We start from the raw sequence: 23,776 nt of genomic DNA on the forward strand, positions 1-23,776 counted from the left end.
CCTCGGTGCAATTATCCGGTCCGACAAGCCAATGTCGCGTGTCACTCGTCGCAGCATATTATTGTAATGACTTGGCGAAACCGGCGACTAATCGATTGTAGCTCCAGGAAACACGGAAAGACTGCGTTGCTGCAGCTGACACGATGCCAATTGCATTGATAACGGAGAAAAAATGATCTTGTTTTTGCTGGTATTCCTGGGCGGAGTGCTGACCATTCTCAGCCCCTGCATCTTGCCGGTTTTACCTTTTGTGTTTGCCCGCGCAGAACAGCCATTCCTGCGGTCTGGACTGCCGATGCTGGTCGGCATGGCCGCAACCTTCGCCGGCATCGCTTCGCTGGCGGCGGTAGGCGGCGCCTGGGCTGTGCATATCAATCAATATGGTCGCGTGCTGGCGCTCATCATGCTTGCAGCATTCGCGTTGACGCTGTTGTCCAAGCGCCTGGCCGATATCGTTGCAAAACCATTCGTCTCGCTGGGAAATCGCCTGGTGCAAGGTGCATCGGATAACCAGGGCGGTTCCGGCGCGGTGCGGGCGTTCTTGCTGGGTATTGCCACTGGCCTGTTATGGGCGCCTTGCGCCGGGCCTATCCTGGGGCTGGTGCTCACCGGCGCGGCCATTTCCGGGCCGAACACGCACACCTCGCTATTGTTGTTTGCCTATGCGGCCGGTGCGGCAACGTCGCTTGGCGCGGCATTGCTGATTGGCGGCCGTGTCTTCACGCTGATGAAAAAATCCCTGGGCGCGGGCGAATGGATCCGGCGCGGCCTGGGCGTGGCAATCCTGTTTGCTGTTGTGGCCATTGCCGCCGGCTGGGACACCGATGTGCTGACGCGCTTGTCGCTCAACAGCACCAATCGCCTGGAACAATCGCTGATAGAGCGGATTAAGCCGGCGCCTGCCGACGGGACTCCCGTCGCAATGAGCGGCGGCAACGCCATGATGAGCAGCGCAGGCGCACATCCGAGCGTTGAAGGCCAGTTCCCGTCGTTGGCTGGCGCCACCGCGTGGATCAACTCGGCGCCGCTGACACCAGAAGCATTGCGCGGGAAAGTCGTCCTGGTCGATTTTTGGACTTATTCCTGCATCAATTGCCTGCGCTCGCTTCCTTACGTCAAAGCCTGGAGCGAGAAATACAAAGACTATGGCCTGGTCGTGCTAGGCGTTCACGCTCCCGAATTTGCCTTTGAAAAAGACCTGAAGAATGTGCAGCGCGCGGCCCAAGAAATGAAAATCGGCTATGCCGTCGCGCTGGATAACAATTTCAGTATCTGGCAGTCCTTCAATAACCAGTATTGGCCAGCACATTATTTTATCGACGCGCAGGGCCGGATCCGAGGCCATCATTTTGGCGAAGGCAACTATGACGAATCGGAAATGCTGATCCGCCAGCTTCTGGTTGATGCCGGAGCAAAGAACCTCCCTGCGCCGGGTGCATCGATCACTGCCGGCGGCGTGCAAGCCGCAGCCGACAGCGAACATATGCAGTCGCCGGAGACCTACCTGGGTTATGAGCGTGCCGACAATTTCGCCGCGGCGCCGGAGCTGCAGCCGAATCGTGTGGCCGAATACCGCTTGCCCAAGTCCTTGGCGCTGAATCAATGGGGGCTGGACGGCAAGTGACAAGTCGACAAAGAGAAAGCCACGCTAGCCGCCGCGACCGGCAAGATCTCTTTCCGCTTTTATGCACGTGACCTGCATCTGGTGATTGGCCCCGGAGCCGATGGCAAGCCAGTGCGGTTTCGCGTCACGCTTGACGGCCAGCCGCCTATGCAGTCGCACGGCGCTGACATCGGTGACAACGGCGACGGCACAGTCAGCGAACAACGGCTATATCAGCTGATCAGGCAAACAGGCAATGTCGGCGAGCACACCTTTTCTATTGAATTCCTCGATGGCGGCGCGCAGGCGTTCGCATTCACTTTCGGATAGGAGGCAATATGAATATCCCGGAAAACAAGGCAAAGGCCGGCGCAACCGCACCGGATGTCCAGCGCCGTATGTTCATGAAAATCGGCTTGGGCGCCGTCGCGGTCAGCAGTTTGCTGGGGCGAGCCGTAGCTGCGCCGCTGGCAGCTGCAAACCCGGGCACCGACGTGACCATCGATCTGTTTTCTCCCGCCGGCAAGCTGGACAAGACGGTCCGCGTCCCCAAACTGGTAAAGGCGGACGCCGACTGGCGCAAGCAGCTTTCCGAGATCGCCTATCTGGTTGCGCGTCAGGCAGGAACGGAGCGGCCATTTACTGGCAAAGACTGGAATAACCACAAAGATGGCTTGTATCGTTGCATCTGCTGCGATACCGCGGTGTTCGATTCCAGGACCAAGTTCGAATCGGGCACCGGCTGGCCGAGTTTCTGGCAACCGATTTCGGCGGCTAACGTTGTCGGCGAAACCGACCGCAGTTTTGGCATGCAGCGTACGGCCGTATCTTGCCGCCTGTGCGATGCCCATCTGGGGCATGTATTTGACGATGGCCCCAAGCCGACTGGCCTACGCTATTGCATGAACTCGGCAGCCATGCGATTTGCTGCCCGCGCATGAAGCTGATGCATGTGCGGACTCGGAATAGTCTTTGATGCTTATCGTTCAAGCTCTGCCGCAAATCGAGTAGCCTGCACGCGTGCTGGCACATATCGACAGCTTCATCCGCGAGCTGGACTCGACCGGCTGATCAGAAGTCTGCCAGGCCCGCCCGCGGCTGCTGCAGCGCGTTGTCATTCGTCGCCAGATACAAGCGCTTGTAACGTTCATAGCGCGGCTTGAGGCGCGCCGCCAGCACGGCGGACGGCACAATCAGCTCATCCCCCGGCAAGCTGCGGCATACCACCTCGGCCGCTTCGCCGGTAGCCGCCATGCGCGCCAGCCGGGCTGCACCGAAAGCGGCGCCAAGGTCGCCGCCTACCGGCCGCTGCAGCGCAAAGCCGCAGGACGAGGCCACCAGCGAACCCCAGAAACGGCTGCGGGCGCCGCCGCCGACGAATACAGCCTGGCTGACGCGAGTGCCTGCCGCCCCCAGCGCCGCATAGCCGTCGGCCAGCGAAAATGCCACGCCTTCCATCACGCTGTAGGCAATCGCAGCGGCATCGGTGTTCGAGCTCAGGCCGAAGAACATGCCGCTGGCCTGGGCATTGTTATGCGGCGTGCGTTCACCGTTCAGGTATGGCAGGAAAATCGGCGCCGTTTCGATCACGGCATCTTCCGCCAGCCGCGCAAACGCCGCTTCACTGCTGTGTCCGGTCAGGCGCGTGGCCCATGACAGGCTGGTGGTAGCGGCCAGCGTCACGCTCATCTGGCACCAGCGCTGCGGCAAGGCATGACAGAAAGCGTGCATCGCCTGCGCCGGATTCGGAGAAAAATGATCGTTCGAGACGAATATCACGCCTGAGCTGCCGAGCGACACCAGGGCGCTGCCGGGGGCCACAGCCCCCACCCCGACCGCGGCGGCGGCATTATCGCCGGCGCCGCCGGCTACCAGCACTTTGCCGCTGAAGCCCCACTGGCGAACCAGGTCATCCTTCAGCTGGCCGGCCACATCGCGCCCCTCGATCAAGACCGGCATCTGCTCGCGGCCGAGCCCGGTCGCTTCCAGCATGCGCTCCGACCAGTCGCGCCGTGCCACATCCAGCCACAAGGTGCCGGCGGCATCCGACATGTCCGACACCAGTTCCCCCGTAAGGCGGTACACCAGGTAATCCTTGGGCAGCAGCACCTTGGAGATACTGCGAAACACGGCTGGTTCATGCTTTTGCAGCCACAGCAGCTTGGGCGCGGTGAAACCCGGCATGGCCAGGTTGCCTGTGATCTGGCGCGATTCCGGCACCAGCGTTTCCAATTCGACGCATTCGGCGAAAGAACGGCTGTCGTTCCACAGGATCGCCGGCCGCAGCACCCGATGGCGCGCATCGAGCAGGACCGCGCCGTGCATCTGGCCCGAGATGCCGATCGCGCGCACCGCGGCAAATGCCGCCGGCGCCGCTGCCCGCAATTGATCCAGCGCGTCGCAGCTTGCTTGCCACCAGTTTTCGGGGCTTTGCTCCGACCACAGCGGATAGGGCCGGCTGATGCTCTGCTTGACGGCGCTGCTGGCGACCGCCTTGTTATCGCCATCCACCAGCATGGCTTTGATCTCGGAAGTGCCGAGGTCGATTCCCAGGTACATGAATGAATCCTTTTTTTATTGGGCGGCGGACTGGCTGGAGCCGCAACTGCCTTGCGTCAGATGGCAGGCCCTGAACTTGGACGGCGACATCTGCTTTTTCTGCAAGAACTGGTGATTGAAATGCGAGACGTTATTGAAGCCCACCCGATAACAGATATCGGTCACCGACAACTCGCTGTTCATCAACAGCTCGCAGGCGCGGTTGAGCCGCAGATGGTTGATGTACTGGACGAAGGTCAGGCCGGTATTCTTGCGGAAGAAGCGCGAGAAGGCGGCGCCGGCCATGCGCGCCAGCTCGGCAACGTCGGCTTCCCTCAGGTCGGCGGTGTAGTTTTCCAGGATATACGCCAGCACCTGGTTGATGACGGCGTTGCGGCGCTGGTCGATGCTGGGGTCGTAGCTGGGGCTGGCCAGCCGCACGCGCGGCGCATGCGACAGATAATCCAGCAAATCGAGGAACAAGATCACACGCCGGGTATCGCTGGCGCTGAGCATGGCGCTCATGGTTTCATGTGCGCGCGCCTCCGCCTCCTTGCCGAACTGCACGCCAAGGCGCGCTTCGCTGAGCAGGTTCTGTACCTGGCCGAATTCGGGAAACAACGCCATGCAATCCTGTACGAATTCAGCCCCGAACTGCAGCACCAGGTCGCGCTCCGCCACGCTGACGCCTGGCGCCAGTTCGCTCACCCAGTTGTGCGGAATGTTGGGGCCGGTAAACACTAGGTTGCCCGGTCCGCAATCGCCGATATAGTCGCCGACAAACATCTTGCCGCGGGTCTCGCGCAAATAGTGCAGCTCGTACTCGGGATGGTAATGCCAGCGCGCTACCTGGTGCGGATAGCCGTGGGACCAGACGCGGAACGACTGGTACTGCACTTTCTGGATAAGCTCAAGGTCCGGCTGCATGATGTCGTCTCCTATTATTGCCTGTGGCCAACATGCATCAATGGCGCAATACCAGGCTGCGACCTGTCTCTGCATCGAACACATGCAGGTCGTTCATCGAGACATTAAAACATACTTGCTCCCCTATTTGCGGACAACGGTTGGCGGGCACCAGCGCAGTGATTTCCTTTCCCGCGTGCAACAGGCTGACTAGCGACTCGGCTCCCAGCAGCTCCACAAGGTCGACCTGTCCCAGTATTTCAATCTGCTGGTCCCCTGCGCTGGTGGTGAACATGTGGTTAGGCCGTACTCCCAGCACGACGGATTGGCCGTCACCGATGGCAAACTGGGACTGCGGCAAGCGCCATCGGGCTTCGCCGCTATTCAGGACGATCATCCCATCTGCATGGCTAGCGACGCAATCGATGAAATTCATGGCCGGCGTGCCGATGAATCCGGCTGCGAACCTGGATATCGGGTGGTTGTAAATTTCCGCCGGCGTGCCGACCTGCTCGATCCGCCCCGCTTTCAGGAGCACAATGCGGTCGGCCAGCGTCATCGCTTCCAGCTGGTCGTGGGTAACATAGACCGAGGTGGTAGCCAATTGCCGGTGCAGGCGCTTGATGTCGCCGCGCAGCTGGGCACGCAGCTTGGCATCCAGGTTGGAGAGCGGCTCATCGAACAGGAATACCGCCGGCGTCTTGATCATGGCGCGGCCGATCGCCACCCGTTGCTGCTGGCCGCCCGACATCTGCTTCGGCTTGCGTTGCAACAGCGGCAACAGGTTGAGCATCTGCGCTACCTGCCCGACCCGCTGGCTGATCTCGCCTTCCGGCGTTTTCAGGCGACGCAGACCGAAAGCCATGTTGTCGTAGACCGTCATGTGCGGATACAAGGCGTAGTTCTGGAACACCATGGCGATATCGCGTTCGCGCGGCGGCAAGTCATTCACTTGCCTGGCGCCGATATGCAAGGCGCCGTCGCTGATTTCTTCCAGCCCGGCCATCATGCGCAAGATGGTCGATTTGCCGCAGCCGGAAGGGCCGAGCAGCACGATGAATTCGGCGTCCGCGATTTCCATGCTGAAATCGTGGACCACCGGGTTGCCTTCGTAGTGCTTTACTAGTTTTTCGCAAACAATGCTGGCCATGGTGCTTACTCCAATTCGATCTGGATCTTGACGTCGTGCGGATTGCCGCTGGCGGCAGCCTCGAAGGCAGCGACACCGTCGGCGAACTTGAAAGAACGCGAAATGAAAGGCTTGACGTCGATCTTGCCGGAAGCGATCAGGGCTAGTGCGCGCGGGAAGATATTCGCATAGCGGAATACCGATTCGATGCGGATTTCCTTGGCCTGGATCGCTACGATATCGATGGCCACCTTGTTGGCTGGCATGCCTACCAGCACCAGGCAGCCGCCCGGGCACAGCAGGTCGAAGATGCCATCGTAAGCCTTGTCGCTGCCGCTGGCCTCGAACACGATATCGGCGCCCCACTCGCCGCTCAGGCCGATCACGGTTTCCAGCAGCGATTGCTGGCGCAAATTGACCGTGGTGATGCCGGGATAGGCATGGATCAGATCCAGTTTTTCCTGCACCAGGTCGCAGATCACCACCCGGCTGCAGCCGCCTGCCAGCGCCGCCAGCGCCGTCATCATGCCGATTGTGCCGGCGCCGATCACCACCGCCAGGTCGCCCGGCTTGATCCTGGCCTTGGTGGCGGCCTGCAAGCCGATCGCCAGCGGCTCGACGATTGCGCCTTCGGCGAAGCTGACATTGTCCGGCAGCCTGAAAGTAAACGCAGCCGGATGCGAGACAAACGGCGTCAGGCAGCCATGGATCGGCGGTGTCGCCCAGAAGCGCACGGCCGGATCGAGATTGTAAAGGCCAAGTCGGACCGCCTTCGATTCAAAATCCGGCACGCCGGGCTCCATGCAGACGCGGTCGCCTACCTGCAGGTGCCTGACGTCGGCGCCGATTTCGGTCACCACGCCGGAGGCTTCATGCCCCAGCACCATCGGTTCGTGCATCACGAAGGAACCGATATTGCCGTGCTGATAATAATGCACGTCGCTGCCGCAGACGCCGACCGTATGGATCTTGATCTTGACGTCGCGCGGACCGATGGCCAGCGGCAAGTCAATTTCACGTAACCGGATGTCATGCTGTTTTTCGAGAACCAGGGCTTTCATCATCTACTCCGTTATCTTGTTAGCGCAGCGAGACGGCGCTGCTCCGTTTTTAGTCTTGTACAAAACTCAGCGATGCTTGAGCATGGAATTGAGCAGCTGGCTCAGCAAACCGAGGAATACCAGCGGCGGCAATGCCAGCAGCACGGTGGAAGCGTTGACCACGCCCCACGGCACTTCCTGCCCCATCGAGGTGAAAGTGGCGGCGATCACCGGCAGGGTCGCAGCCTGCTGCGAGGTCAGGGTCAGCGCCATCATCAGTTCGTTCCAGACCAGCACGAAGCTGAATACAACGCCGCCCAGCAAAGTCTTGGAAGCGATCGGCAAGGCAATGCGCCAGAACACCACATACGGTCCGTAGCCATCGATGGTCGCGGCCTCCTCGACTTCGCGCGGAACCCGCTGGAAAGCCGGGATCGAGAGCCAGATAATGGTCGACAAGGTGGTCAGGAGATAGGTCACTATCAGTGAAAGACGGGTGTCGTAGACGCCCAGGTCGATCCAGATTGCCATCAGCGGAATCGCCACCGCCACCGGCGGCAGGAAGCGCAACGACAACACGAAGAACTGGACGTCGTCGCGCCGGCGGAATGGATAGCGGGCGATGGCGTAAGCGGCGGGCACGCCCAGCAAGGCCCCAGCCCCACCGCAGCACCCACCACCAGGACGCTGTTGTACAGGCCGGACAGCACTTCCGGCGTGTGCAGCACCTGCCGATAGTTGTCCAGCGTCGGCCGGAACAGGAAACGCGGCGTCGGCGAGACGATATCCATCAATTCCTTGAGAGAATTGAGCAACGCCCACAGCACCGGGAACAGGGCCACCGTCACCAGCAGCGCCAGCCCCAGCCAGCTGAGTGCCTTGAATAACCCGCGTACCAGCTTGCCTCGGGCGGCAGCTTTGCCGGGCGCCGTCAATTGCGCCTCGGAGCTCGCCGGCATGTCTGCAATTATTCTTGCCATTTTTTTGCTCGCTTCCAAATGATTGTAAACAGCACGGTGGTCAGCACCATCATCAGGACCGCCATCGCGGAGGCGTAGGAGATATCGCCGGACAAACCGATTCCTTGGGAATAGGCGTACATGTCCAGCGTCTCGGTGGCGATGCCGGGACCGCCCTTGGTCATGACATAGATCAGGTCGAACGAACGCAGCGACTCGATCATCTTGATCAGCGCCAGGCTGACCAGCGGCGCCCGCAGCATCGGCAGCGCCACCAGGGCATACACTTCCCAGCTGCGGGCGTAGTCGATGCGCGCAGCTTCCAGCGGTTCCGGCGGCAAGGTTTCCAGCAGCTTCAGCACTATCACCGCAAAGAACAAACCCCATTGCCAGACATCGACAAACGCCACCGCCAGCAGCGCCAGGGCGGGATCGGACAGGAATGCGATGTTGCCAAGGCCGACAAAACCCAGCAGCCAGCTGACAATGCCCAGCAAGGGCGAGAACATGAATTTCCACAGGAAGGCTGCCGACACCCGCGGCAGCAGCACCGGGATAATCAGCAGCACCGATAGCAGGTTGCGCGCGCGAGGCGAGGTTTTGTCGAACAGCCAGACTGCCAGCAGCACACCCACCACCAGGGTGCCTAGCACGGTAACCGCTTCCCATTGCGCCGAGACTTTGATGGCGTTGAGGAAACGGCGGTCCGCCGCCAGCCGCAAAAAATTCTCGAACCAGACGAAATGGCTGTCGGCGTATTGCAGCATGCGGTCGCGCAGCGCCAGGTAGATCGCGCCGATGGTGGGCACCAGCGCTAGCACGGCCAGGATCAGCAGAGGCGGCAGCAGGAACACATAGGGCAAGGAAGAGCTATGGCGTTTATTCATTATCGTTTCTCGAAAGGCTGCGCCAGGCGGCGTCGGACCGGGGCCGCCTGGCAAGCCGGAGGGACGTTCAGTTGCGGCGGCCGGCGCGGGCGATGACGGCGTCGGTATATTTGGCGGCGTCGTCCAGCGCGGCCTTGGCATCGGTGCGGGTGCCGGTGAACAGTTCTTCCAGCACCACGCCGAGGTTGTCGCCAACCTGCGGCCACAGCGGCGACGACCAGATATTCAGCTTGGTGGTGTCGGTAATCGCGTTCAGGCCGGCGATGATCCCCGGCTTCACATGCTGCTGGAAGTATGGGCTGGCAATCGTGCTGCTGCGGTTATAGTCGCTGAACACGCCGTCCTTGAGACGGGCCTGCTCCTGTTCCTTGCTGCTGGCCCAAGCGATGAATTTCCCGGCAGCCTGGCGCGTGCATTCATCCTTGCTGCCGTATGCGGCAATCGCAAAGCCGTGACCGAAACCTGCCGAAGACAGCGGCGCCGGCGGCCGTGCATAACCGACCTTGCCTACAACCGACGATTTCGTAGGGTCTTCCATCCAGTCGGCGAACGGCGTCGATTCGATCATGAAGGCGACCTTGCCTGCACGGAAACTCTCGACCGCATTGCTCCAGTCATAGGTAGCAGTGCCGGGCGGCGTGTACTTCAACAGATCCATGTAGGTTTGCGTGGCTTTCACCCCGGCCGCCGAATTGAAACCGGCCTTGCCATCCTTGCCGACCCATTCGCCGCCCATGGCGGTAAAGAACGGCGACCAGCGCCACACATTCATGCCCGAACCGCGCTGGCCGCGCGCCACCCAGCCGTAGACCGCCGGCGGATTGTTCAGCTTCTTGATGGCGGCCTGCAGTTCTTCCAGCGTCTTCGGCACTGCGATGTGCGCCTTTTCCAGCAAATCCTTGCGGTAATAAAGGAAGTCGCCGCCGCCGTACAGCGGCGCAAAGTAGGCGACATCCTTGTAACTGGCGACGGCGCGGCGGCCAGGCAGGAAATCGTTGTAGTCGTATTCCCTCGGATAGTATTTCAGCAAGGGCAGAATCCAGCCGGCGGCGGCGAACTCCGCCACATTGGCTTCGTCCACGTAGTAGACCTGGTAGGCGCCGGCCTTGGTAGAGGCGTCCAGGCGCGACTTGCCGCGGCGATCGTTCTCGCCGAAATACACCAGGTCGACCTGGGTGCCGCTGGCCTTGCGGTAGTCGGCCAGCGACTTCTCAAGCGTGGTAAGGCCCAGGGTCTTCTGGGCCAGTACTTTCAATTGCGGAACGTTGCAGGAATCAGCCGCGGAAGCGGCTGGCATCAGGAATGCCAGGCCAGCAAGCGCACCGGCATAGGCGAGTTTATTCATCACTATTGTCTCCTCTGTTTTTTATGCACCACGTCTTTGTGACGCAGGGAGACTATAGAGTTGCCCGGCCGGCGGGCGCTACCACAAAAACCGGGGCCGGCTTGTACTATTTTCACATCCTGGCAGGCCAGTGAATTTTCTACAAACCTGCCCTTTTGGCAGTTTTCTGGATGGGCAAAAGGATCGCCGTCAGCGCACTTTGATCACGACTTTCCCTTTTGCGCGCCCGGTTTCGACATAGTCCAGCGCTTGCCTGGTTTGTTCGAATGGGAAGACCCGGTCGACTACCGGCCGGATGTGGCCGGCTTCGATCAGCCTGGTGATTTCGCTCAACTGCTGGCCGTTGGCGGTCATGAAATGGAAGGAGTAGCTGGCGCCGCTGCGCCTGGCTGCTTTGCGGATGCTGTAACTAAGCAGCCGCATTACCAGTCTGACAACGCCGTTCATGCCACGCAGCCTGGCAAAATCGGGATCTGGCGGGCCGGCGATGCCGATCAGTTTGCCGCCCGGCTTGAGAACGCTAAGGGATTTCTTCAGCGTGTCTCCGCCCTGCGTGTCGAGCACCAGATCGTAGTCTTTCAGCTGGGTCGAAAAATCTTCCTTCTTGTAATCGATGACGATGTCCGCCCCCAGGCCCTTCAACATGTCGGCGTTGGCCGCGCTGGCGGTGGTGGCGACCGTGGCGCCGATATGCTTCGCCAGTTGGATCGCGATCGTGCCTACGCCGCCCGAACCGGCGTGAATCAGCACTTTCTGGCCCTTCTTCAGCTGGCCTTTTTCGACCAGGGTCTGCCATGCGGTCAGCGCCACCAGCGGAATCGACGAGGCATCCTCCATCGTCAGGTTGACCGCTTGAGGGCCAGTGATTCTTCCTTAACCGCGATGAATTCGGCAAATGTGCCGATGCGGTCGTCGTCCGGCCGCGCATAGACTTCATCGCCAACCTTGAAACGACGCACGCGCGCACCGACGCGCACAACCACGCCTGCCAGGTCACAGCCCAAAATCAGCGGCATCTTATATGGCAACAGCAGCTTGAATTCGCCGTCCCGGATTTTATTGTCCACCGGATTGACACCGGCAGCATGGATCTGCACCAGGACGTCATCGTCGTGCAGTACCGGCTCGGGCCGGTCGCCCGATATGAGCACGTCCGACTTGCCGTAGCGGTTGATGAAGTAGGCTTTCATGTATTGCTCCCGTTTTATCGTAAATTATTGTGACAGAGCCGTGGCGCGTTTACGCAGCGCTGGCTGGGAGTCAAGCCTCAAGTCCTTGCGTACGCCGGCTTCGACCAGCGCGGCGGGCGCGAACCGGCGGAGGAAACGCAGGCGGCCGGCCAGTGCGCCAGAGGTGTAGCGCACTTTCGGCGTCGCCGCCAGCGCCACCTGCACTACCGTCTCGGCCACCACGCCCGGACCATCTGCGCCTTCCAGCGCTTGCTTCACGCGCAGGTCAAGTCCGGCGCGCAGGTCGCGATATTCGTCGAGCGCCTCATCGGGCTGCAGCTGGTTGGCGTCGAACGCTGACTTGATATAGGCGGGTTCGACCAGCGAAACACGAATGCCTTGGGTGCGCAGCTCTTGGTCCAGCGATTCCGAATAGCCTTCCACCGCATGCTTGGTGGCCGAATACAGGGCCATGTATGGCATCGGCACAAAACCCAATACCGAGCTGATGTTGATGATACGCCCGCTCCCGCGCTGCCGCATGTGCGGCACGACGGCGCGGATCATCCGGACGATGCCGAAGAAGTTGGTATCGAAGATCGCCTGCGCCTGCCGGATCGAGCTCTCTTCGGCCGCGGCCGGCGAGACGCCAAAACCTGCGTTATTAACCAACAGGTCGATGCGCCCTTCAAGCCGTAGCACTTCGTCGACAGCGGCTGCCACGGATTCTTCGCTGGTCACATCCAGCGCCAGCATCTCAAAGGCGCGCTTGCCGTTTCGCCCCTGTGTGCCACGGCGGCTAGTGCCATACACCCTGTAACCTGCCCTGACGAGCTGCTCGGCGGTGACTTCGCCGATACCCGATGACGCTCCGGTCACGATTGCGATCTTGCTGTTCATTATGTTTTCTCTCAATGCCATTATTAAATATGACGATCATCATATTATTTATCAAAAAAAAGCCCGGAACATGGGCCGCCAGGCCAGCCTTATTTGCCAGCCTCTGAAAAATGCTTAAGGGCCGCTGCACGCAGCGCCTCGGACAACCTGAGATCATCGACCGCGCGCGCCATCACCATCGTGCCGATCATCGAACTGACCATGAACATGGCCTGCTCGTGCGCACCGGGCGTTCCCCAGTCGGGCAGCTGGCGGGCCACCACATCGATCATCTCCTTGATGTGGCGCGTGGCCGCATGCCGCACCTCCGGCACCTGGCGGTGCATCTCTGAGCCCAGTGCTGCCACCGGGCAGCCGTTCTCAACCTCTTCCAGGTGCTGCTGCGACAAATAGGCGCGCATCACCTCCTGCAAAGACTGCCCTGGCGCCGCGGCGGCGGCAATATTGGCCGACAAGCTGACCGCTTCGGCGCCGGCGCGGTCGGCCGCTTCGGCCAGCAGCGCCTCACGCGAGGCGAAGTGCGCATAAAAGCCGCCGTGCGTCAATCCGGCTTCCTTCATGATATCCGCCACTCCGGTACCGGCATAACCGCTGCGACGGATCGCGCGCGCAGCCACCTCGACGATGCGGTCGTGCGTCGCCTCCTTGCGACTCTGGAGGGCGCGCTTGCTGCCTGGATGGGTTGATTTCATTCGCATGACGACCATCATATATCATTTTTGAAAAGAATGCACGGCTGCGCACCAATTTGATTGTTTGACGATCTGGCGCTGCTACCGCAAAGGCCTGTCCTGCACCAGAAGCCCAGAACTACTGCAAATAAATCCTTTAGAGGGTTGCGGCGTTTGATTGTGTGATCCAGATCCAGAAGTCTTGTTGGTCAGCAGGAGCGATCATGCCGTTAGAGCTTTCCGAGCGCCTTGAAAAATTGCCCGGTGTCGATACCCTGTTTCAACGTAAACTGTAAATGAACCTCATCGCGGGCCGCTACCGAAGGCATTGTCTGCGGGATTGCCATATCATTTGACCCTGTCTCTGTTCTCTGTGGGATCTTAAACCATATCCGCAGTCCGGTTGCAGCTGCGATGCGCGACGGGATAAGAAAACACAAATGACGAGAGTGCCCTTCCCTGTGCCGCCAACACCGATGAAAGAGGAAAAATGAAGACCACATACAAAATTGCAGTACTTCCCGGCGACGGCATCGGCAAGGAAGTCATGCCGGAAGGCTTGCGTGTGGTCGGCGCCGCCGCCAAACGCTTCGGCATCGCGCTGGAGCTGACGGAATTCGACTGGGCCAGCTGCCACTACTACGCGCAAACCGGCAGCATGATGCCGGAAGACTGGAAAGAGCAGCTGCTGCCGATGGATGCGATTTATTTTGGCGCAGTCGGCTGGCCCGTGATCGTCCCCGATCACATTTCCCTATGGGGTTCACTGCTGAAATTCCGGCGCGAATTCGACCAGTACATCAACCTGCGTCCGGCGCAGACCTTCGAAGGCGTCCGCAGCCCGCTGGCGGGACGCAACGCCGGCGACATCGACATGATGATCGTGCGCGAAAACACCGAAGGGGAATACTCATCGGTCGGCGGCATCATGTACCAGGACACGCCCAACGAGATCGTCATGCAGCAAGCCGTGTTCTCGCGCCGCGGCACCGAGCGGGTGCTGAAATACGCGTTCGAGCTTGCCAGGACCCGGCCCCGCAAGCATGTCACCGTCGCCACCAAAAGCAACGGCATTTCGATTTCCATGCCTTGGTGGGATGCCCGGGCGGCAGAAGTCGCCGGCGGCTATCCGGACATCACCTGGGACAAGCAGCATATCGACATCCTGTGCGCACGCTTCGTATTGCAGCCGCAGCGCTTCGACGTAGTGGTTGCCTCCAACCTGTTCGGCGACATCCTGTCCGACCTGGGCCCCGCATGCACCGGCACCATCGGCCTGGCGCCGTCGGCCAACCTGAATCCGGAACGCAGCTTCCCGTCCCTGTTTGAGCCGGTGCACGGTTCCGCACCCGACATCTACGGCAAGAATATCGCCAACCCGGTCGCCATGATCTGGTCGGGAGCCATGATGCTCGATTTTCTCACTGGCGGCAGCGGCGCCGGGCGGCAGGCACATGACGCTATCGTCGCCGCGATCAAATCGGTGCTGGCGAGCGGACCGCACACGGCCGACCTGGGCGGCAGTGCATCCACCACCGAGATGGGCGAAGCCATCGCTCGCCGCATCGAAGAAGCCGTCTGAAAAATGATCCTGCGTCACCCTTGCGGCTTAAACTCTATCGATCTTCCCTTTTTGCGCAGGAATATTATTTGAGCAGTCACCCCGATGACAAGAATGACGAGGAGACTACCCTGGAATCCAAGGAGAAGCGGAGACTTCAGGTCGGTTACGAATGGATGGCCATCCGGAACGCGGCGCAGCGTCTCGGTTACGGTGGGAACCATCAACAAGAATGCAGTAAGGCTGAGGCTAATGGTTTCGATGTAAATGGCAGCTCGCCCAACGGAAGCAATGTGCGCTATTCCGTAACCGGTCACCAAAAGCAGAATCGTGGCAATGGCAATGCCATAGCTCACTGGCTGATGCGCAACAAGAAATACCGTAGTTGCGCCTATCAGCATCGAAATGAAGTACACCATGCCCGGAGCACTGCGAGGCGCAATCCGGCCATACCGTGCAAACAAATATATGGCCAAAGGTATGGCAGGCAGACTGCCAATTGTATGTAACCAGCCTAGGGGCGTTATCCCGAACATGATGATTCCTTTCGTATATTGACAAAATGATGCTGCTAAATGAATCAAAACTACTCAAAAATATCCCTACTAGTTGGTAGGTATATAGGTGAAACTGAGCTCTATTTATGGCTGCAGATTTACAGGAGACGCTTCAGCAATGAACCGGTTATTACGCCGAATATCTTGGCGTCGCCGTAAGCACGTGCTGAGAGCATGGCGCCATGGACCGTGGCCATGAAACTTTCGGCCTCGATTTTGGCTGACGTTGCCAGTCGAATGCTGCCCTGTGCTGCGCCACGTTCCAGGACAGAAGCCAGCCAGGCCGACAGGGTCCGAAAATGGGCTCGTACTTCGAACGCAACTTCTTCGGGAAGAACCGGTAATTGCGTTGCGAGCAACGCGCACACGCAGAACGGGGCTGTAGCGTCAGTAATGCAGGATTCCCAATAATGAATGTATGCACGAAGCTGCTCAACCGGTTCAGGGACGTTACGCTCCAATTCGGTTATGCCCAGCTGAACTTCGCCTCGATAGTTAACAATAAGTACCTGAACCAGATTGGCTTTGGTTGGAAAGTGGTGATGAATGGTCGCATTGCGTACCCCAACCACTTTGGAAATGTCGGCATAGCTGAAGCCGTTATAGCCACCGGAAATTATCAGCGAACGAGCGCAATTTATGATTTCGTCGAATGTGTTGTTAGGTTTCATGCCCGTACTCTACATACTAGTAGGTAGCATGTCAAGACCCTTGAAATACTGTTATTATTTAGATAATAGCTCGGATGGAAATGACTGCCCTAGCCGTTTTGGGCCGTGGCGACAGGTGATTTCGACCTTTGCGGATAGTCAGTCATTTGACACTTAGAATTGCCTGGTAGACTGCGCATGGAGCGTTGTAATGGGTTTCGATGCCGCGATACTGCATGCCAAGCCGCTTCATCACCGCAATGGAGGCAATATTGCCGGGATTTGCCACGGCCACCACTTCTGGAATGCCTAGTTCTTTTGCGAACAAAACGATCCGTTCAGCAGCTTCAGTCGCATAGCCCTTCCCCCAGCAGTCTCGCCTTAAGCGCCAACCGATTTCCGGGACAGCACCTGCCTGAGCAGCCAATGGTTGCAATGTCGCAGCACCAATCATCAGATTGTCGTCTTTACGGAAAACACCCCACCATGAGAATCCGTGCGAGGTCCATCTCGGTTTTACGCGATCGATCATCGCCTGGCTTTCAGCCTCAGACATTGGGGTGCCGTTGCCGATGTAAGTCATGACCTCTGGATCACTATTAATCGCCGCCAGACCGGCTAGGTGTTCGTCAGAAAGCGGAATCAATTTCAGCCGCTTTGTTTCAAGAATAGTCATGATTTTCTGCATTGAGCGAGGACTTGCGACTAGTTGCGAACTCAGCGCAGGGAAAATTACTCGCGTCTAAAACTGAGAACAGCCCTTCCTGTTGGATTTCCTGGTATTAACGGGTTCGGCATCCAGGCCGTAAAGACGTCGAGCCTGTCTCCATCAAGCTTGTAGAATCGTTCCTGCTCGCTGCCGTTCCAGGCTTCATTCCAAGATGAGTCAACCTTTGTGATGAACCTATCCCCATCTATTCGATACCGTCCGGTATAGGCTATCGCAGTACGGAAAAGTGCCACCAGTTTCTCATCTGTATCCCCTGGCTCCCGCGCCATTGCGGTAACTAGTACCATCATTCGTCCGTCAGAGCCGAAAATAAGGTACCCATTGGGTTGCTGCCCCACGGTTGACTGCGCTCCTTTGAATCCTGAAGCTCAGTATCAAAAGAAACCAGCCGCCAGCTGCCGTGGAGCTTAGCGTCGCGTTCAGACATATTCCCTCCTGTCGTAATTCGCCTAAATGTACCCAGCTGTCGAGTGTTGGGTAAGTTGCCATGCACAAATTGCAATAACACCGTCAAATTCGCGGGATGCGCCATGGAGCGCTAATGGCCGATTGCCGACGGCAAGCAATTTTGGGCCTAGTGATTTGGATTGCACACTGGAATCCGCTAGTCTTCTATCGCGGCTAAGCCTTTATGCATTTTTTCTTTGAGACCGTCGAGCATCTGCTGAAGCACTTCCGGTGGGTGTCCCGTCCAATCATTCACCTCACCGACGATTCTCACGGGATCACGTGTGCGGTAGGATTGTGTAGGGTTGCCGGAAAATCGCTTATTTGTCAGGTTTGGGTCATCCTCAAAGGTGCCTGTGGGTTCGACGATGTAGATGTAACCACGGCCTTCCGCTCCGGTAAGCGAGGTGGACAATTCCGCACCCCAGACAGCCGGCTCTAAGAGGGCAGTGAAATAAACGTTGTTTGAAACCCGGCCTTCCTCGAAGTTGGATGCGAAACCTGGCACTAACAGGTCACCTATTTCGAGACGGTATTTAGTGCCATGGTAAAAAGGCCCTTTCACGTTGTTACAGCTCTCATGCGTGACCGGGTTCCACTCTAAATTGCTCATATGCACATCTCCTGATAGTTTTATTTTTGGCGGGTAACCTGCCCCTCCAGCGCTGGCTATATTGCCTTGGTGAACAGCTCTCAATATCAATCATGCAGAGACTGTAGCAATCGCATCAATCTCGACCAGCACATCAGGATGGAACAATGCCGCCACGCCGATCAGCGAACTGGCCGGCGGATGCGCCGTATCGACGAAGCGGTCGCGCACGGAGCGTATGAGCGGCAGTAATCCGGGATGGAAATCGCAGACGTAGATCGTCAACCGCGCCACATTGCCAAAACTGCTGCCGGCGGCTCTCAGTGTCGCCTCAAGATTGGAAAAAACCTGCTCAAGCTGGATCTCGAGTCCCGGTCCCGCGACTGAGCCGTCGGGCCGGAATGGCACGTGGCCGGAAAGCAGCAGCAGTTTGCCGCTTTCGATAATCGTCGCTTGCGAAATTCCCGGGATGGTGGGTCCAGGCGGATTGACTGCGCGGAATGTCATGGGCGAATTTCCTCGGGTTACATGTCAGGCATCTTCAATTCGGCTGCTTCAAGCCGGTGACCGGTGTCCTCAAGTTCCTTGATCGACAAGGCAACACGCAGGTCCTTCGCAATCGCCACGTAAATATCGTAGGCCGCACGAAAGGAAAGCTCCCCGGTTCCCACCTGACGTTCCAAGATCGAAAGGACATTGGCTAGCAGCATGTGATCTAAGCTGCCGGCTGCCTCTTGCCTGCTCTGGGCCATGATTTGTTCGCCTTGAAGTTGACGATAAGCAATTATGCCAGAAGCACAGAGAAAACCGTGCTATAAATTCCTGGCAACCAGAAAGCCAAGATCGTCGATGGCAAACGTCGGATGGCTGCGGCGGCGGTTGGTGGCAAGGCAGCCTCGTTCGGCGTCAGACCCCATTCGGCTTCGGTGGGTAGTCAAATGTTCCAGACAGATGTTCCATTTTCTCCACGATATCGCGCACGCTCAATATATTCGAGTACGTGTGTTGATTTTTATCAGCCGGGTATGGCCAGGTATGCCAAGCGCTAAACGGCAGCAACCGCACCAAAGATCAGCGACCGGTGCGCCGCCACGCCCGCCATGACGCCGTCGGCAACCGCGTGCGCCACGCCGGGAGCCATGCGCGCGGCGTCGCCGCAGCAATAGACGCCGGCCACGGTGCTGGCCTTCTGCATGTCGGTGCGGATGAACATGCCCGTCATCCCCTCGTCGAACGCGCAGCCCAGCTGCTCGGCCAGCGGACTGGCGGCGTGGGTGCGACTCATCACGAACAGCCCTGCCATCGACTGGATGCGGCCGTCGCTCAGTACGACATCGGCCTTGCCCGCAATGCGCGCCACCGGCGTGCGCTCAATCGTCACGCCGCGCTGAACCAGGCTGGACAGCTGTTCATCATCCGGCTCGAAAGCGCCGTTGAGAAACAGCGTGGTCTTGCCCCAGTCGGGCAGCATCAAAGCCTGGTGTATGGACAAAGGCCCGGTAGCCAGCACGCCGATGCTGCCTTGGTCGAGTTCGTAACCGTCACAGTACGGACAGCTGAACACGCTGCGGCCCCAGCGTTCAGCCAGTCCTTCAAGCTGCGGCAACTCGTCCACCACGCCAGTCGCCAGCACCAGCCGGCGCGCCTGCAGCAGTTCGCCGCTATCCAGCGTCACGCGGAAGCCGCCGTCATTGGCAGCAGCTGCCACCGCGCTGCCATCCTGCCAGGTGACGGTGGAATACGCCAGCAGCTGGGCGCGGCCCTTGGCGACAATGGCGGCGGCGTCGCGGCCGTCTTGCGTCAGGAAGCCGTGCGAATGGCTGGTAAAGCGGTTGCGGCGCTGGCCAGCGTCCAGCACCAGCACGCGGCGGCGCGCCCGCGCCAGCTGCAGCGCTGCCGACAGGCCGGCGTAGCTGCCGCCGACGACGACGGCGTCGAACTCATTTTTTGGGCGCTGGGTGGGCATAGTTTTCTTCCTTGTGTTTCGTGTATTGGACGTTGAAGCGCTCTGACAGGTCGGCCAGCGTGACGTCCTTGAAATGCTCGATCAGCAAGGCTTCGGCCGCGTCAAAAGCATTCGACAACGACTGGTTAACTACCTTTTCCACCAGGCAGTCCGGATGATCGGCACGGTGCCCCATTGCGAAAACGGTAGGCGCGCCGACGGCTTCGTAGATGTCGTGCAAGGTCACTTTGCGCAGGTCGCAGGTGATGGTCCAGCCGCCGCCGTGGCCCTTGCCGGAGCCGACATAGCCGCGTTCACGCAGGCCGGCCAGCACGCGCCGCACCAGCACCGGGTTGGTGCCGAGGTAGGCCGACAATTCTTCGGAGGTGAATGGACGCTCGCCGTGCGCCATATGCAGCAGCACGTGGAGGATCGATGAAAGTTTGCTGTCTCTTCTCATGTAACTAATGATAGTACATAATTGGAGTTTGCGCAGGCATGATTCAAAAAAGAAGTCGCCAGGATGTTTCGCTGCTTTTGGCAATGAAACATCCTGCGCTTCTTGTCGCTACGATCTCATGACAGCTATTGCGAGATTGGCCGTGTCGGCTCCAGCGTACGATCGCCGCTTAAAACGCGGTTGGCTTCCCGCGCAAGCCGCAGGTAAAAGTCGCTGGACAGGCTTTCTCCATCCGCGTCCAGCGTGATGAAGGGCGGACGGTTGGCCGATGCCGGCGGCTCGGTCGGGATCAGCGACTTGTTGGGGGCAACCTTGTACATCGCCGTACCCTCGTCCACTTCATCGAACATGGCGGTGTAGAAGATATTGTTGCCGGCCGATTTGAACTCGTAGAACTGGGTCCACCAGAAACGGCCGCCCTTGCGCGGCAAGTTGCGTCCGCCCGGGAACATGACCGGCATGTAGCGCCGCCCTACCCGCTTGGCTTCGGCCAGGTCCGGTGCGATAACGTCGCGCCGCCAGGCTTGCGCTCCGGCTTCATCGCCATACCGGCCGACGGTCCACGGACTGATGACATCGAAGCGGCGATAAACATCCGCCCATGCGGGATCCTGGAGCGAGTCGTCGCCCATCGTGCGCCAACGTGAAGGCACGCCGCCGATCACGAAGGCACGCTGGTTGTCGGGCGCGTTTTTCGTGAACCAGTCGATCAATTCGTTCGCCTGGGCCGGTGTGGCGTTGTGGCCGGTGAATCCCATGCCCCAGATCGAGATGACCGGACGTCCGCCCTGGTGCAGGTAGCGGCTAGACGCCAATGAGCCGTCCGCCGCCAGTGCCGCCCAGTGGTCCTTGATGCGCGGAATGATATTCTCCGATTTCTCTCCCGAGATATCGTACATCACCGCCCAGACCCGACCGTTTGCTTCTGCCCCGGCGCGCACGTTGGCCGTCACGCCATCGCGGAAACGGCGGTTGGCCGAGCCAGGTTCCAGTTCACCCACGAATTCCTGCAGGAAAACGCCGTCCAGGCCATAAGCCTTCATCCATTCGAAATGGCGGTTGACCGTGCTGCGGTTCCAGGCGCTGTAGAGCGTTGCGGGTGAGCCGTCGGGCATGACAAACGCCGTATTGCAACGCTCGCCGGCCGGTACGTCGCGCATGTCGGGCCACATGTCGACACTGACGTTTTGCGGGTTCGGCGTCGCGCTTGGCGCCCAGTGCCGCCAGCCGTTGCCGGCGGCGCTCAGAGGCGAGCCGTCGCCGTTGCAGGCAAACCAGCCCTGGTAGCCGAACATGTGCCTGCCGTCTATGGTGCTGGCGTCGACCACTGGCGTAGCGATGCCGATGCTGAACCAATTGAAGTTGCCAACCAGGCCGCCGTTGACTACGCTGTCCAGGTGCAGCTGGATCACGTGCTGCCCTGCGCTCAGAGTGATATTGGTGGAAACCGTTTGCCAGTTCTGCCAGCCTTGGGTATTCGGAATCGTCAGCTGCGGCGTGGCGCTGACGCCATCTACATTGAAATGGAAAGTGCCGCCCTGCCCCTGGCTGGCGACCCGGATTTGCGCCGCATAGCTGCCGGCAGCCGCGACATTGACCGTGTAGTTGAGCCATTCGCCGGCGGTGGTCCAGCCGACGTCGTAACCGGCGCCGGTATCGCTGGTCGCTTCGATCCCGATGCCTTCCGTTTTGCGATACTGGCCGCCCTGGTTGGCATTGGCTGAATTGAAGTAGCCGACATCCTGGCCGCCGGTGTCAAAGTCTTCCGCCTGGATGGTTCCCGGCAGCGGCCATGCCTTGCCGCCATAAGGGGAGCCGGCGCTGGCAGCCAGCTTCGCGCTGGCGCCGGCCGATATCGCATCGGAGCTTCCGCCGTCGCTGCAGCTGCTCAGGATGCACATGCCGATGAAGACGGGCGTGGCGCTTCTTAATAAATATCTGATGGCGGGAGTTTTCAAAATGCTTTCCAATATGTGTTGGACCATTGTTTGTCGCAGATAAGCAGGCCGCCGTGCTGCGGCGCTCGACGGCCTGGGTTGCGAAGTGCTTTTTATAGTCCGAGAGCTGAAATGAACTTGTTGGTATAACCCAGCGTGCCGGCCTTGCCATAGTCATTGCAGGTACCGGACGAGTGGTTGTCCGAACTCGGCGGAGCGCAATCGCGGTCGCGCGAGAAGGCCCAGAAATGGACGCCGGCCAGCTTCTTGGACAAGGCATAGTTCGACACCGTGACCGCATCGGCCAGGGTGAACGTCTCGGCGGTGCTGTCGTTGCCGCCTATCATCGGCGTCACCTCGATCTGGCTGTACGGCACCTTCCAGTGGTTGTGCAGACTTTCGGCGGCAGCGACGGTCGACTTGCCCATGTCGCATTTGCCGCTGCTGTTCAGCGTGCACAGCGCCGCGTTTTCCTGGCCCGATTCGGCAAAATCCATGGTCATCAGGTTGATCGTGTAGTTTTTCAATCCGTAATTCTGGATCGCCGTCATCACCTTCACCCCGGTGCCGCCCAGGCTCTGGCTTTCGTTGCCGCCGTCGGTCGCCAGCGTAAAGCTGTAACGCAGGTTCGGATATGCCGCCTGCGCCGCCGACACCCGCGCCACCAGGTTGTTGATGTCGCTCTGGGTCTGGCTGCTTTCTATGTCGAAATCGATGCCCAGCAGGTTCGCGCTGTAGTAAGTCTTGATGAATTTGGCGAAATTGGCGTCCGAAGTGCAGGTAAAGCTGCCACCGCCGCCGCCGGTCGCCACGATGTACTTCTTGCCCGCGTTGACGAAGCTGGCCACGTTCGCCTTGGCAAAGGCCGCGGCAGATACGCCGCTCCAGTTTTCGCTGCCGCAGTTGCCGGTGGCGAAGGCCCAGGTCACTGCCTGCAGCTTGGCCGGCATTACCTTCAGCAGGATTTGCGAGCTGCCGGTGACGGTAGTGTTGAGCTGGTCGCCGTCATAGTCGCCGGAGTAAAAATAAGGGCTGTAGATGAATCCGGTCGGCGGCGGCGTGGCCGGGCCGCTGCAGCTGGTGGGCTGCCAGTACCAGGTGCTGATGGTCGGATCGGTGCCATCGCTGCCGTTGCTGCCGGCATTGACCTCTTTGTAGAAAGAACCGTTGGCCGGATATTGCACCACGCTGCCGACCGCATAATTGATGCCGGCGGTCCAGGTGCTGTACTGGCAAGTTGCAGCGGGAGTTGCGGCGGCCTGGCTGATCGCCGTTTCCGCTGTTCCCTGCAGTCCGGCGCCATGCGCCGAAAACGCCAAACACGACAGACTGATGGCGAGTCCTTTTATCATTTTCGATTTCACTTGATTCTCCTGGATAGATTGAAATGGCTTGCCTGATGTGAGCGCGCTCCGGGTGCCATATCGCTGCGGCAAATTGCCGGCCCCGTTTTTTGTCGCGCCCTTGCGATCTATCCTCGATATTTCCGCATGGAAACATGTTGTCTGATGACTGTAAGGGTCACAAAAACCACTGTCAACCTGTATCTGAGTGGTATTGCCAGATTGCCCCACCGGCTATATTGCGGCGCAATGAATGCAGCTGCAGGCTGTTGTTTACATTGGCTTTACCGCAAGTCATCGGACCTGTTGTTTTTACAAGTGGACTTGCTGTTTTCCTGGCGGGAATTTAGTAAAAAAGAAGGAATACGATTGAAACCGGGGAGGATTCGGAAGAGGATTCGAAACGG

20 protein-coding genes and 4 pseudogenes are annotated in these 23,776 nt (G+C 59.3%); 3 read left to right on the forward strand and 21 right to left on the reverse strand.

Going from position 1 to position 23,776, the window contains the following annotated elements:
- Positions 1-172: 172 nt before the first annotated feature.
- Positions 173-1,933: pseudogene (locus tag CFter6_RS12310) on the forward strand (cytochrome c biogenesis protein DipZ).
- 74 nt (positions 1,934-2,007) lie between these two features.
- A complete protein-coding gene (gene msrB / locus CFter6_RS12315) occupies positions 2,008-2,544 on the forward strand; it encodes a peptide-methionine (R)-S-oxide reductase MsrB (RefSeq protein ID WP_205631491.1) in 537 nt (178 codons plus the stop codon).
- Positions 2,545-2,674: 130 nt separating this feature from the next.
- Here the strand turns inward: msrB and xylB are convergent, their stop codons facing one another.
- The 10 genes and pseudogenes from xylB to CFter6_RS12365 all read right to left on the reverse strand — a co-directional run bounded on the left by xylB (position 2,675) and on the right by CFter6_RS12365 (position 13,186).
- Entirely contained in the window at positions 2,675-4,162 is a 1,488-nt protein-coding gene (gene xylB, locus CFter6_RS12320) for a xylulokinase (protein WP_061540171.1), read from the reverse strand.
- Positions 4,163-4,177: 15 nt separating this feature from the next.
- Positions 4,178-5,068, reverse strand: a complete 891-nt coding sequence (locus tag CFter6_RS12325; protein WP_061540172.1) for an AraC family transcriptional regulator — start codon at positions 5,066-5,068, stop codon at positions 4,178-4,180.
- Positions 5,069-5,105: 37 nt separating this feature from the next.
- Positions 5,106-6,197, reverse strand: a complete 1,092-nt coding sequence (locus CFter6_RS12330) for an ABC transporter ATP-binding protein (protein WP_061540173.1) — start codon at positions 6,195-6,197, stop codon at positions 5,106-5,108.
- A gap of 5 nt (positions 6,198-6,202) precedes the next feature.
- On the reverse strand, positions 6,203-7,237 hold the full coding sequence (locus tag CFter6_RS12335; protein WP_061540174.1) for an NAD(P)-dependent alcohol dehydrogenase: 1,035 nt from the start codon (positions 7,235-7,237) through the stop codon (positions 6,203-6,205).
- A 66-nt stretch (positions 7,238-7,303) separates the two neighbouring features.
- Positions 7,304-8,175 (reverse strand): annotated as a pseudogene (locus tag CFter6_RS12340) (carbohydrate ABC transporter permease).
- Positions 8,176-8,183: 8 nt separating this feature from the next.
- On the reverse strand, positions 8,184-9,062 hold the full coding sequence (locus tag CFter6_RS12345; protein WP_061540175.1) for a carbohydrate ABC transporter permease: 879 nt from the start codon (positions 9,060-9,062) through the stop codon (positions 8,184-8,186).
- A 67-nt stretch (positions 9,063-9,129) separates the two neighbouring features.
- Entirely contained in the window at positions 9,130-10,407 is a 1,278-nt protein-coding gene (locus CFter6_RS12350) for an ABC transporter substrate-binding protein (protein ID WP_061540176.1), read from the reverse strand.
- A 189-nt stretch (positions 10,408-10,596) separates the two neighbouring features.
- Positions 10,597-11,597 (reverse strand): annotated as a pseudogene (locus tag CFter6_RS12355) (NADP-dependent oxidoreductase).
- A gap of 24 nt (positions 11,598-11,621) precedes the next feature.
- Positions 11,622-12,476 (reverse strand): oxidoreductase, encoded by an 855-nt coding sequence (locus CFter6_RS12360; RefSeq protein WP_082814732.1) that lies wholly within the window; start codon positions 12,474-12,476, stop codon positions 11,622-11,624.
- A gap of 89 nt (positions 12,477-12,565) precedes the next feature.
- Positions 12,566-13,186 carry a TetR/AcrR family transcriptional regulator gene (locus CFter6_RS12365; protein ID WP_061540178.1) on the reverse strand — a complete coding sequence of 207 codons (621 nt, stop codon included), beginning with the start codon at positions 13,184-13,186 and terminating at the stop codon, positions 12,566-12,568.
- Positions 13,187-13,637: 451 nt separating this feature from the next.
- On the opposite strand from CFter6_RS12365, the gene CFter6_RS12370 reads away from it, so the two are divergent.
- Positions 13,638-14,729: a tartrate dehydrogenase gene (locus CFter6_RS12370; RefSeq protein ID WP_061540179.1), complete on the forward strand. Its 1,092-nt coding sequence runs from the start codon at positions 13,638-13,640 to the stop codon at positions 14,727-14,729.
- Between the two features lie 14 nt (positions 14,730-14,743).
- Here CFter6_RS12370 and CFter6_RS12375 read toward each other — a convergent pair whose 3' ends face one another.
- The 11 genes and pseudogenes from CFter6_RS12375 to CFter6_RS12425 all read right to left on the reverse strand — a co-directional run bounded on the left by CFter6_RS12375 (position 14,744) and on the right by CFter6_RS12425 (position 23,390).
- Positions 14,744-15,244, reverse strand: a complete 501-nt coding sequence (locus CFter6_RS12375) for a hypothetical protein (RefSeq protein WP_061540180.1) — start codon at positions 15,242-15,244, stop codon at positions 14,744-14,746.
- A gap of 119 nt (positions 15,245-15,363) precedes the next feature.
- Positions 15,364-15,936 (reverse strand): TetR/AcrR family transcriptional regulator, encoded by a 573-nt coding sequence (locus tag CFter6_RS12380; protein ID WP_061540181.1) that lies wholly within the window; start codon positions 15,934-15,936, stop codon positions 15,364-15,366.
- A 142-nt stretch (positions 15,937-16,078) separates the two neighbouring features.
- Positions 16,079-16,591, reverse strand: a complete 513-nt coding sequence (locus tag CFter6_RS12385; RefSeq protein ID WP_061542343.1) for a GNAT family N-acetyltransferase — start codon at positions 16,589-16,591, stop codon at positions 16,079-16,081.
- A 56-nt stretch (positions 16,592-16,647) separates the two neighbouring features.
- Positions 16,648-17,177: pseudogene (locus CFter6_RS26950) on the reverse strand (lipocalin-like domain-containing protein).
- A 72-nt stretch (positions 17,178-17,249) separates the two neighbouring features.
- Entirely contained in the window at positions 17,250-17,705 is a 456-nt protein-coding gene (gene arr, locus CFter6_RS12395) for an NAD(+)--rifampin ADP-ribosyltransferase (RefSeq protein WP_061540182.1), read from the reverse strand.
- A 90-nt stretch (positions 17,706-17,795) separates the two neighbouring features.
- The gene (locus tag CFter6_RS12400; RefSeq protein WP_061540183.1) at positions 17,796-18,191 is read right to left on the reverse strand and encodes a RidA family protein; all 396 of its coding nucleotides are present in this window, start codon (positions 18,189-18,191) and stop codon (positions 17,796-17,798) included.
- Between the two features lie 17 nt (positions 18,192-18,208).
- The gene (locus CFter6_RS12405) at positions 18,209-18,436 is read right to left on the reverse strand and encodes a hypothetical protein (protein WP_061540184.1); all 228 of its coding nucleotides are present in this window, start codon (positions 18,434-18,436) and stop codon (positions 18,209-18,211) included.
- 293 nt (positions 18,437-18,729) lie between these two features.
- The gene (locus CFter6_RS12410) at positions 18,730-19,650 is read right to left on the reverse strand and encodes an NAD(P)/FAD-dependent oxidoreductase (protein WP_061540185.1); all 921 of its coding nucleotides are present in this window, start codon (positions 19,648-19,650) and stop codon (positions 18,730-18,732) included.
- A complete protein-coding gene (locus CFter6_RS12415; protein WP_061540186.1) occupies positions 19,625-20,089 on the reverse strand; it encodes an RrF2 family transcriptional regulator in 465 nt (154 codons plus the stop codon). The genes CFter6_RS12410 and CFter6_RS12415 overlap by 26 nt, the downstream gene beginning before the upstream one ends.
- A 125-nt stretch (positions 20,090-20,214) precedes the next feature.
- Positions 20,215-22,047, reverse strand: a complete 1,833-nt coding sequence (locus CFter6_RS12420) for a carbohydrate-binding protein (RefSeq protein WP_167351381.1) — start codon at positions 22,045-22,047, stop codon at positions 20,215-20,217.
- Positions 22,048-22,139: 92 nt separating this feature from the next.
- Positions 22,140-23,390 carry a glycosyl hydrolase family 18 protein gene (locus CFter6_RS12425; protein WP_236904247.1) on the reverse strand — a complete coding sequence of 417 codons (1,251 nt, stop codon included), beginning with the start codon at positions 23,388-23,390 and terminating at the stop codon, positions 22,140-22,142.
- Positions 23,391-23,776 lie beyond the last annotated feature (386 nt).

Origin of the sequence: Collimonas fungivorans (assembly GCF_001584145.1) — a bacterium.
Lineage (GTDB): Bacteria > Pseudomonadota > Gammaproteobacteria > Burkholderiales > Burkholderiaceae_D > Collimonas > Collimonas fungivorans.

What these genes read in the sequence shown, in the direction of transcription:
- CFter6_RS12385 (WP_061542343.1), bottom strand. Translation starts at nt 16,591, where the DNA reads ATGACTATTCTTGAAACAAAGCGGCTGAAATTGATTCCGCTTTCTGAC.
- CFter6_RS12400 (WP_061540183.1), bottom strand. Translation starts at nt 18,191, where the DNA reads ATGACATTCCGCGCAGTCAATCCGCCTGGACCCACCATCCCGGGAATT.
- CFter6_RS12365 (WP_061540178.1), bottom strand. Translation starts at nt 13,186, where the DNA reads ATGATGGTCGTCATGCGAATGAAATCAACCCATCCAGGCAGCAAGCGC.
- CFter6_RS12410 (WP_061540185.1), bottom strand. Translation starts at nt 19,650, where the DNA reads ATGCCCACCCAGCGCCCAAAAAATGAGTTCGACGCCGTCGTCGTCGGC.
- CFter6_RS12350 (WP_061540176.1), bottom strand. Translation starts at nt 10,407, where the DNA reads ATGAATAAACTCGCCTATGCCGGTGCGCTTGCTGGCCTGGCATTCCTG.
- CFter6_RS12330 (WP_061540173.1), bottom strand. Translation starts at nt 6,197, where the DNA reads ATGGCCAGCATTGTTTGCGAAAAACTAGTAAAGCACTACGAAGGCAAC.
- CFter6_RS12405 (WP_061540184.1), bottom strand. Translation starts at nt 18,436, where the DNA reads ATGGCCCAGAGCAGGCAAGAGGCAGCCGGCAGCTTAGATCACATGCTG.
- CFter6_RS12345 (WP_061540175.1), bottom strand. Translation starts at nt 9,062, where the DNA reads ATGAATAAACGCCATAGCTCTTCCTTGCCCTATGTGTTCCTGCTGCCG.
- CFter6_RS12375 (WP_061540180.1), bottom strand. Translation starts at nt 15,244, where the DNA reads ATGTTCGGGATAACGCCCCTAGGCTGGTTACATACAATTGGCAGTCTG.
- arr (WP_061540182.1), bottom strand. Translation starts at nt 17,705, where the DNA reads ATGAGCAATTTAGAGTGGAACCCGGTCACGCATGAGAGCTGTAACAAC.
- CFter6_RS12325 (WP_061540172.1), bottom strand. Translation starts at nt 5,068, where the DNA reads ATGCAGCCGGACCTTGAGCTTATCCAGAAAGTGCAGTACCAGTCGTTC.
- xylB (WP_061540171.1), bottom strand. Translation starts at nt 4,162, where the DNA reads ATGTACCTGGGAATCGACCTCGGCACTTCCGAGATCAAAGCCATGCTG.
- msrB (WP_205631491.1), top strand. Translation starts at nt 2,008, where the DNA reads ATGAAAATCGGCTTGGGCGCCGTCGCGGTCAGCAGTTTGCTGGGGCGA.
- CFter6_RS12360 (WP_082814732.1), bottom strand. Translation starts at nt 12,476, where the DNA reads ATGAACAGCAAGATCGCAATCGTGACCGGAGCGTCATCGGGTATCGGC.
- CFter6_RS12370 (WP_061540179.1), top strand. Translation starts at nt 13,638, where the DNA reads ATGAAGACCACATACAAAATTGCAGTACTTCCCGGCGACGGCATCGGC.
- CFter6_RS12415 (WP_061540186.1), bottom strand. Translation starts at nt 20,089, where the DNA reads ATGAGAAGAGACAGCAAACTTTCATCGATCCTCCACGTGCTGCTGCAT.
- CFter6_RS12335 (WP_061540174.1), bottom strand. Translation starts at nt 7,237, where the DNA reads ATGAAAGCCCTGGTTCTCGAAAAACAGCATGACATCCGGTTACGTGAA.
- CFter6_RS12380 (WP_061540181.1), bottom strand. Translation starts at nt 15,936, where the DNA reads ATGAAACCTAACAACACATTCGACGAAATCATAAATTGCGCTCGTTCG.